The organism is Alcanivorax sp. HI0083 (assembly GCF_001635175.1).
Genome location: NZ_LWFX01001363.1, coordinates 1 through 710, shown reverse-complemented (window position 1 = coordinate 710; position 710 = coordinate 1). Strand labels below are relative to the sequence as shown.

The 710-nt window shown below is 55.5% G+C and carries 1 pseudogene; it reads right to left on the bottom strand.

Annotation, left to right across the window (positions count from 1 at the left end):
• Positions 1-710 (bottom strand): annotated as a pseudogene (locus tag A3754_RS27980) (C4-dicarboxylate ABC transporter); the annotation flags it as partial.

The window sequence follows — 710 nt, the reverse complement described above, 5'->3', positions numbered from 1 at the left end:
ACAAGCCGTTTCAGGCTTGCGGGAACTGCCTGTGAGAACGGCGCGATGCGAGCTGGCTCGGTGCGCGCAAACTGACTGTAAATGAAGAACAGTAGTAGCGATAAACCGAAGACCTTGATGCCGGAAGTGAACAGTTCGTCTGTGGTTACGCTGTTATTCAAGGCGGCGATAATCACCACCAGCAAGCAGGGGCGAAGCACCACGCCCATGGAGCCAGACATGGCTGCCCCGGCCAGAGCCAGCTGTTTTCTCGCGCCAGCGCGGACCAGCTCATGGTATACGGTTGCACCGGCAGCGATGATAAAAATACCGGATGCGCCGGTATAGGCGGTGGGGATCGCGGTAACAGCAAGGATCACAAAACACATCAGCTCGGGTGACATGCGCCAGGGACGCAGCACATCGAAGACCAGGTGCACCATTCTGGTCTGTCGCAGCATCATCCCTACCCAGATATAAAGCCCCAGGCTGAGAAACATGGTGGAAAATTCCATCATCATGCCCAGGTAGACACTGGTGCCGTGCAGATACCCCTGAGACATGAACTGGATGCTGGCACTGAGGCACATATAGGAGTACAGCGGAATCGTCAGGAATGCCTTGCCCCAGCCGCCGCCTTCTTCCAGATCTTTAGGGGGTGACAACAACTGCCAGAGAGAAGCGGCACTGAGAATGGCGAAGCCGCCTATCCAGAATTGATGCAAATAAAA